Here is a 6,825-nt window from a genome sequence, read left to right as displayed (position 1 = left end):
GGTCTTGGCCCGGGTCGGCCTCCACTCGCTTGTCTCAATGGGTAGACAGAAGGCCTCGCCCTGAAACGACAGCAAATGGCTTCATAACGGCAAATCGGGGGACTTCAAGTTGAGCAACTTCGGTTTAAAGGTAGAGAGAGAAAACGTCCAGGGAGCCCTGAGCCGCCTCGCCGAGGAGCTTCAGGCGCTGACCGCCGAACTGGTGCGGGCGCAGGCCGAGCGCCAGGAGCTGACCTGGCAAGTCGATACGGCTCGCCGCAACTACGAGACGGCCGTCTCCCAGTATGAAGCCCAGAGGATGGTGCTCGCCGGGCGCCTGGGGGCGTCGACCCTGACGCTGGTACGTCCGGCGGAGGCTCCGACGGCCCCGGCTCGGCCCAGGACGCTGCTCAACACGGTTGTGGCGGGCTTTCTGGGCCTGATGGTGAGCATATTCGGGGTGTTCTTTGCGGAGTTCTGGAGGCAGCCTGTCCGGGCTGAAGTGGGACGGACCCTGGGTGTTACAGCGCACGGATCCTGAGCCCACGCCGAAGGGACCCCCAAATCCCCCCAAGGCCTCGCTTTGGGACCTCCTGCCAGGATGTGCTCAGATTCGGCAGGGACGGCGGCACGTGGGCCCGAGTGCACCCGTCGGGCCGCACGCCGAGCCTGTGGACGGTAAAACCGCCGATGCGGCGGTGTAGTGTTGTCGGCCCGGACGACGTGCAGGGTTCAGCGACCTCAACGCGGGGCCGGATGCTGCGGTCAGCTCCAGGGTAGGGCCCCGCTGAGTGGCACGAACCGTGCTCGTCGAATTCATGGCAGGACCAGGCCGGGCTTGCCCTGTGTTACCGTCACCCTTCGCTTGACCGACGCCCTTCTCACCGGCCCCAGCAAGAACCCCGCCCCGATCCGCACCAGGGCCGCCAGCACCACCGCGTAGATAGCGAGCTTCCACGCCGGCGATACCCTTTCCCGATCAAAGACGTTCTGTGGATCATCGTCGCCACGCCAAAAACCCGCATCAGCGCCAGTTCGCCGAACCCATGCTCACCACCGCCACCATTTCACCAACCTCGTCACGCTCGATGCCCACTATGCGCAGGTTGCGTGATGCGGGCCGCAGCAGCGGCCGCCGCCCGGCAGGAGCGCCTGAGGGACTCCCCCTTCCTTCGGCAGCCGGCCAACCTCCGCCTGCGCGATGGAGGGGAAGGAGCAGTCGCCCCTCCCCCTCCCGCGCAGCCAGCGCTTCTTCGGCGCCACTGCTTTCCCCGGTGCCCCATGAGCGGCGTTTCCATGACGCCAACCGCGGCTACCAGCTACCGCCGCCACTCGGCGACCCCGACCCAGTTCCCTGCTCTACACCACCCGTGGACCCCTGGTCACCCTTGTCGTGGGGGCCTGTTGGTGTCCCGGGTTCCGAGCCACCACCACTTGCTGGTTGCTCCCACTGACCCGGCCCCGAGCTCTCCCCGGTACCCATTTCAGCACTCGCTTTGCGGGCTGTTTCGACTGCCTCCGTAGCTTTATCCACCACAGCCTCGGCCAGCTCTTTGCCGCGAACTCCCTCCGCCAGCAGCTCCTCCACCAGATTGCTGATCTCTTCGCCCGAAACTTTCTGCATGGTAAAGGCTTGACCCAGAGCCCTGACGGCCTCCGCGTCGTCCAGTACCTGTAGAACTATCTCCGCAGTCCGTTCCAGCTGCTCCCGGTCGTGGAGACGGCTCACCTTGTCGAGACCGAAAGCGATGCGCGCCAGGTCGGGCCCGGCCAGCCTGCCCTTCGTTGCAGCTTCGATCAACGTCTTCACGGTCTCCGGATCCAGCCCCTCTGCCATGGCTCGCACCAGTCCGGTCACGAGCTGGCGGAACTCGTCGGAGGAAGTTCCACGGGCCGAGAGCCTGACCGCTTCGACCACAAGATCGACAGGAACGTCAATATCCCCGTAGGCCTTCTGGAGTTCTCGGATGGCAGACTGAACAGCATTACGCTTGGCCAGCCGGTCAAAAAAACCCAACCGGGCGTCATCGACCTGAGCCAGCAACTTCTCTTGCACGACACTCCAATCGGCCGCCAGCACTGCACTGCTGGCTACCATGCCCAACACAATTGCCACCAGGGCGGCCAACACTACCCTCCTGATTCGAGCACCACCATCTCTGGCCAGCCTACCGGCGCAAGCCGGCAGGCCACGACGTTGTTGTGTAACGTTGCTGGCCATTAGAAATCTCCCCTCTTCTTTCGTGGAACCCTCTTTCCGCCCGCAACCCTGCGGTTTCTCGGGCTTTTCGTTCGGCATCACTGGAGGTTGGATTTAGTGGCAAACATCACACAACGAAAAAAGTGGTTATTCTCTGTTTTTTACGTGGGTAACTGACACTTAAAGCGGATTTCAAAAGAATCGCCCTGACTTTGAGTCTCCCAAAGGGTTTCAAACCCGGGATGGGAGGTCAGGGGGTGCCTGGAACGGTCCGAAGAATCTCCTTTCGAGGGCACTTTGAGGGGCGCTGGCAGACTGCGGACGACGGCCAGCGGCGCGCGCTTGCCCTCTTCGCTCGGGCGGTTCGACCAAAGGCGGGAGGGCTGTCGCTCCACGATAGCGATGTTCCGTGGGATGAGGTCCACGTGGCCGCGTTCGGCACTCGTCCGGAAAGTGACGTCCCGGCCATTATCCGGTGGTGGGGGATCAACCAGCTGGAGTGGAGGTCGAGAGCAGGGCACCGTTACTACCAGTATGCCTGGCGCCGGTATGACACAGCGCGGCTGCTGCAATGGGCGCGGGATTGGAGACCGTTCCCCGATCCGCAGGCGTGGGTTCATGAGCTCGTAGGACCCGCCTTTGAGCGCGGTCGAGTTCGTGGCGGATAGAGGGAATCAGCGATCGGCTTCTGGCCTCCACGAGCACCGCAAGGAGCCCGTTACTACTTGACACTGACTTCGTCTATGCCCGTGGTCGCGCTTCGTGGGCCGGCTGGTCATGATCATCGGCGGGATCACGAGCCGCTGGGAATCCATGGACGGCCAAATCTGCGCGAATCGAATGAAACACCTTGGTTGCCAGTTCAAGGGCGCGCGCAGCTTGCACAACGGTGGGCTCGGACCATTCGCCGGGGTAGCGCGCTGCAATGGCCCAAGCAGTAAGCTCTGTCAGGTCGGGAAACCTCTCCCTGGTTGCCCACCCGTCCGGCAGCAGCCTGCATAGGATGTCAAGGTCGTGAGTTCTTGGGAAGTCCACGCCGCAGAACACGAGGGCGGCCTTCAGTGCCTTCTCAACCGCCTGTTGTGCTAGCCAACACACTTCGCGACGGGCAAGAGACGGGTTTTGCTCCACGGCTTGCGCCGTGAGCAAATCCTCCTGCGCATAGCGGAGCCACCGCACCGCTTCCTGTCGCTGCTCAGCCTCCAGCTCGCTCATAGACGACCTTTCCGTGACGAATGGCTTCCCGTAGCACCGAGCCGACCACGTGTCCTCGTCGTTTGACCTCTTCCGGATCGGTTGGCACGACGTCAACCGGTATTCCGAGGCCCCGCAACTCCCTCAACATCTCCACCGTTGCCATGTATTTGTCGTGTAACTCCGGCAGTACGACCAGAAGGTCGATATCACTGTCGCGCTCGGCCGTCCCCCGTGCCCTCGAGCCGAAGAGGATGATCCGCAACGGTGCGAAGCGTTCCACGAGTCGCCGAACCGCGTCGGCGACCAGCACGTCGTCGTTCAGGTCGACCAGTTGATCCGCCACAGTGCATCCCAACTTCCCCGCGAACCGAGCCCCACTTTTTGTGTACCACAAATGCACCACGGATGCCACAGATACAGGGGCTTGCCGGCGCACCCGCCCGCCCGCCGGTTGAAGGTTCACGCCGGCCGCGTCGTACGGCAGCACCTGGCGTGCACGCAGTTGGTCAATGACCGCCTGCGTACGGCCACTCAGGTCGGTTCTTCGTCGAGCAAGCCGGCGGCACGCCGTGCGTGCTGATGCGTTCGAACCCTCGGTCACCGTCGTCAGCCGCAGGCCGGTACCGCCCTTGATGTACAGGCTCGTAGGCCTGCACGAGCCGGTGTACCACTTCCGCCAGAACCGGATCACTGAGGTTATCGTCGACTGTCTGCATGACCACTACACTACCTGTCGCTCCGGCCACCCGTCCCTGCCCCATTGTGGCGCCAAGAGGCCTTGCCGGTCAACCGTTCGCCCCGCCTCGAAAAAGGAGCGGCAGATGGCACCGGCTGGCTACGGTAGCTCCCCGTCAGCGGCGGTCCGGACGGAGGTCGCTTGGGCTGTGGAGATCTTCCCGCCCCGCCCGAACGCCGCGGTCCGAAGGCGCCTGGCCAGATCGGTGCTTCCCAGAGGAGGTCGAGGCGGGGGATCAGGGCGCCGGGGCGCAGGTCATGATGGGCTCCGACCCGTTCGGCGATGGCGTCGTCCGGGATGACGCCGGTGCCGAACGTTCTCCACCCGCACCGACACTGGGCGGGCGAACAACTCCTCCGGGACATGGTCCGGGAGGTCCCGACACGGGAGATGGCTGTGGCCAGCGTGCGGCTACCAACCGACGTCCTGGAGCGGATCCGGCGTGCGGCCGAGCGTGAGCATGTCCCCTACACGGTCCTGATCCGGTGGATCCTGAGCCGGCCTGTGAGGCAATGGCCGGACGAGAACCCAACCCCGCACTGAGCGGCGACGTCCTCGGTGCCGGTGGCCACCGCAGCCACCATGCAACTCGTGTTGCCGGCCGGCCCTCGCGGGCGCCCGGGACCCGGCGCTGCTTCAACAGATGGATGCGGTACGTATGGCGGGTGTGGCATGCGCTGCAACTGGAAGACCCTCTGGAGCCGTTCCGGATGAAGGTGATCGAGTTCCCGTGCGACCCGGGTGAGTTTGGGTGGCTGGCGGGCGGGCGCCTTGCAGAGGGGGGCCGCATCCATGGGTGAACGGGTCAGGCTGGCGGACGGGGCTCGGATTTTCCGAAGCAAGAACGCAGGGCCCTTCCGCACCACCATCGACGTCTTCTATCGGGACCCCGAGCGCTACCGGGCCATCAAGGAGTCCGGGCAGCTGACGAAGGCCGCGGTAGCCCGGCAGTTGAAAGTGCCCGAGAGCGCGGTGGAAGGGATCTTTTTCTCAGACCAAACGCTCGGCATCAAGATCACCGTCTTCAAACATCCCCGCATGGCGTCCGGGGACGTGCGGTGTGCGGACACCTTCGGCGCGCAGCAGTACGTGCCGTTGAAAGAGATGACGCTGGAGCTGCGCCAGTTGTAGCCGGTGCTTGGGGCTGCGCAGCTTCCCGCGGCGCCGGCCTCCGGTCCACTCAAAGCGGCCCGACTTCCCGCCGGGGAGCCCGAGCGCACCGGGACGGGGCGCCTGTCCCGGGGTGCACGACGGCCGGCGGCGCTGGCCGCCAGGCCAGTATGGATCCGTCGCAGCGTCCCCCGCCGTAGGAGCCTCCGGGGGAGGCGGCGTAATCCGGTTGCATAAGGCCGCCGGCGGGCAAGCGGGCGGCCGATATGTAAGGACCTGGAAGGAGCAGCTTGGATGAGAAAGGCGCGCTACGACGGCTATCAATCGTACCAGTACCTCGAGCCCGGCGCCGATTACCGGCCGTTCCGCCTGGCCAAACAACTGGGCCGGGTGGCACCGTACGACCTGGGGCTTGCTGAGGACGAACAGGCGCGACTCGAGCGGATCATCCAGCAGTACCCGGTCATCTCGCTGCACGACCACCTTTTCGTCGCACCCGAGGATGTCACCCAGATCTTCGAGTACCGCCGCGAGGGGCGAGACTTCACCGGTTACGAAGCGTTGGCGGTCTCGGGCCTCGACGCGGTTTTCGAGAACTTCATGGACGGCACGGCGCTTATCACCTCGAAGGCCGGTTGGAAGTGGGACGACGTCATATGGGACATCGGCATGCGTTACAGTGACTGGGCGCACCAGGATTTCCTGATCCGTGCCGAGCGCGTCGACGACATCTTCCGGGCCAAGACCAACGGTCAGATCGCCGTCATCCCCTCACTCGAGGCCGCAACCCCCATCGAAAACGAGCTCGACCGCATCGACATCCTCTACGGGCTCGGGATCCGCTGCATGGGGATTGCCTACTCGGAGGCCAACGCCCTTGGCTCCGGCCTCAAGGAGGCGCGGGACGGCGGACTGACCGCCTTCGGACGTCAGGCGGTACGCCGCATGAACCTCCTTGGCATGGCCATCGACGTCTCCCATTGCGGCGACCGCACCTCCCTCGACGTCATCGAAGCGAGCGACAAGCCGGTCTTCATCACCCATGCCGGAGCGCGCGCCCTGTGGAACTCCAACCGTCTCAAGCCCGACGAGGTGCTCAGGGCGTGCGCCGAGAAGGGCGGCGTGATCGGGATCGAGGCCGCACCCCACACCACCATCACCCGCGCCCACCCGCGGCACAGCCTCGAGTCGGTGATGGAGCACTTCGAGTACTGCGTCGAGCTGGTCGGGATCGACCACGTCGCGTTTGGGCCGGATACGCTGTTTGGGGATCACGTGGGGCTGCACCGGGCGTTCGCATCGCAGCTCTCCATCTCGGCGGCGCACGGCATCGAGCCTTTCCCCCAGGTCGAATACGTGGCGGGCATCGAGAACCCGGCCGAAGCCTTCCCCAACATCATCGGGTGGCTGATCAAGCACGGGTACTCCGACGAGGACATTGCCGCGGCGGTGGGAGGCAACATCCTACGGGTCCTCCGCCAGGTCTGGGCGTGACCCGACCTGGCGCTTCGCCGGGGCACCCCCTGAGGCCACGGGCAAGGGCAGGCTGCCCTGCAGCCTGCCACCCTGCCAGGGGGGGACGCCTGCCGGCCCCGGTCAGCGG

9 protein-coding genes are annotated in these 6,825 nt (G+C 65.0%); 6 read left to right on the top strand and 3 right to left on the bottom strand.

What is annotated here, in order from left to right:
• The first annotated feature begins 109 nt into the window (after positions 1-109).
• Positions 110-520: a hypothetical protein gene (locus AB1609_13045; GenBank protein ID MEW6047386.1), complete on the top strand. Its 411-nt coding sequence runs from the start codon at positions 110-112 to the stop codon at positions 518-520.
• A gap of 771 nt (positions 521-1,291) precedes the next feature.
• Here the strand turns inward: AB1609_13045 and AB1609_13040 are convergent.
• Entirely contained in the window at positions 1,292-2,107 is an 816-nt protein-coding gene (locus AB1609_13040; GenBank protein ID MEW6047385.1) for a hypothetical protein, read from the bottom strand.
• Between the two features lie 329 nt (positions 2,108-2,436).
• Here AB1609_13040 and AB1609_13035 point away from each other — a divergent pair, with 329 nt between their 5' ends.
• Entirely contained in the window at positions 2,437-2,847 is a 411-nt protein-coding gene (locus AB1609_13035) for a hypothetical protein (protein MEW6047384.1), read from the top strand.
• 73 nt (positions 2,848-2,920) lie between these two features.
• Here AB1609_13035 and AB1609_13030 read toward each other — a convergent pair whose 3' ends face one another.
• Positions 2,921-3,394: a HEPN domain-containing protein gene (locus AB1609_13030; protein ID MEW6047383.1), complete on the bottom strand. Its 474-nt coding sequence runs from the start codon at positions 3,392-3,394 to the stop codon at positions 2,921-2,923.
• Complete coding sequence (locus AB1609_13025; protein ID MEW6047382.1) at positions 3,375-3,719, bottom strand: nucleotidyltransferase domain-containing protein; 345 nt, start codon at positions 3,717-3,719, stop codon at positions 3,375-3,377. The genes AB1609_13030 and AB1609_13025 overlap by 20 nt, the downstream gene beginning before the upstream one ends.
• A 699-nt stretch (positions 3,720-4,418) precedes the next feature.
• Between AB1609_13025 and AB1609_13020 the strand changes: the two genes are divergently transcribed.
• The 4 genes from AB1609_13020 (at position 4,419) to AB1609_13005 (ending at position 6,716) form a co-directional block, all read left to right on the top strand.
• Entirely contained in the window at positions 4,419-4,655 is a 237-nt protein-coding gene (locus AB1609_13020) for a hypothetical protein (protein ID MEW6047381.1), read from the top strand.
• A 104-nt stretch (positions 4,656-4,759) separates the two neighbouring features.
• Complete coding sequence (locus AB1609_13015; GenBank protein ID MEW6047380.1) at positions 4,760-4,912, top strand: hypothetical protein; 153 nt, start codon at positions 4,760-4,762, stop codon at positions 4,910-4,912.
• Positions 4,905-5,243 carry a DUF4387 family protein gene (locus tag AB1609_13010; protein MEW6047379.1) on the top strand — a complete coding sequence of 113 codons (339 nt, stop codon included), beginning with the start codon at positions 4,905-4,907 and terminating at the stop codon, positions 5,241-5,243. Before AB1609_13015 ends, AB1609_13010 begins: the two co-directional genes overlap by 8 nt.
• Positions 5,244-5,516: 273 nt before the next feature.
• The gene (locus AB1609_13005; GenBank protein ID MEW6047378.1) at positions 5,517-6,716 is read left to right on the top strand and encodes a membrane dipeptidase; all 1,200 of its coding nucleotides are present in this window, start codon (positions 5,517-5,519) and stop codon (positions 6,714-6,716) included.
• Positions 6,717-6,825: the final 109 nt, after the last annotated feature.

The organism is Bacillota bacterium (assembly GCA_040754675.1).
In the GTDB taxonomy this organism is placed as follows: domain Bacteria; phylum Bacillota; class Limnochordia; order Limnochordales; family Geochordaceae; genus Geochorda.
The sequence above is the reverse complement of the archived record's forward strand: the minus strand, read 5'-3'. Positions and strand labels throughout refer to the sequence as shown.

Coding starts and splice junctions, on each gene's coding strand:
- AB1609_13015 (MEW6047380.1), top strand. CDS start 4,760: ATGCGGTACGTATGGCGGGTGTGGCATGCGCTGCAACTGGAAGACCCT.
- AB1609_13010 (MEW6047379.1), top strand. CDS start 4,905: ATGGGTGAACGGGTCAGGCTGGCGGACGGGGCTCGGATTTTCCGAAGC.
- AB1609_13005 (MEW6047378.1), top strand. CDS start 5,517: ATGAGAAAGGCGCGCTACGACGGCTATCAATCGTACCAGTACCTCGAG.
- AB1609_13030 (MEW6047383.1), bottom strand. CDS start 3,394: ATGAGCGAGCTGGAGGCTGAGCAGCGACAGGAAGCGGTGCGGTGGCTC.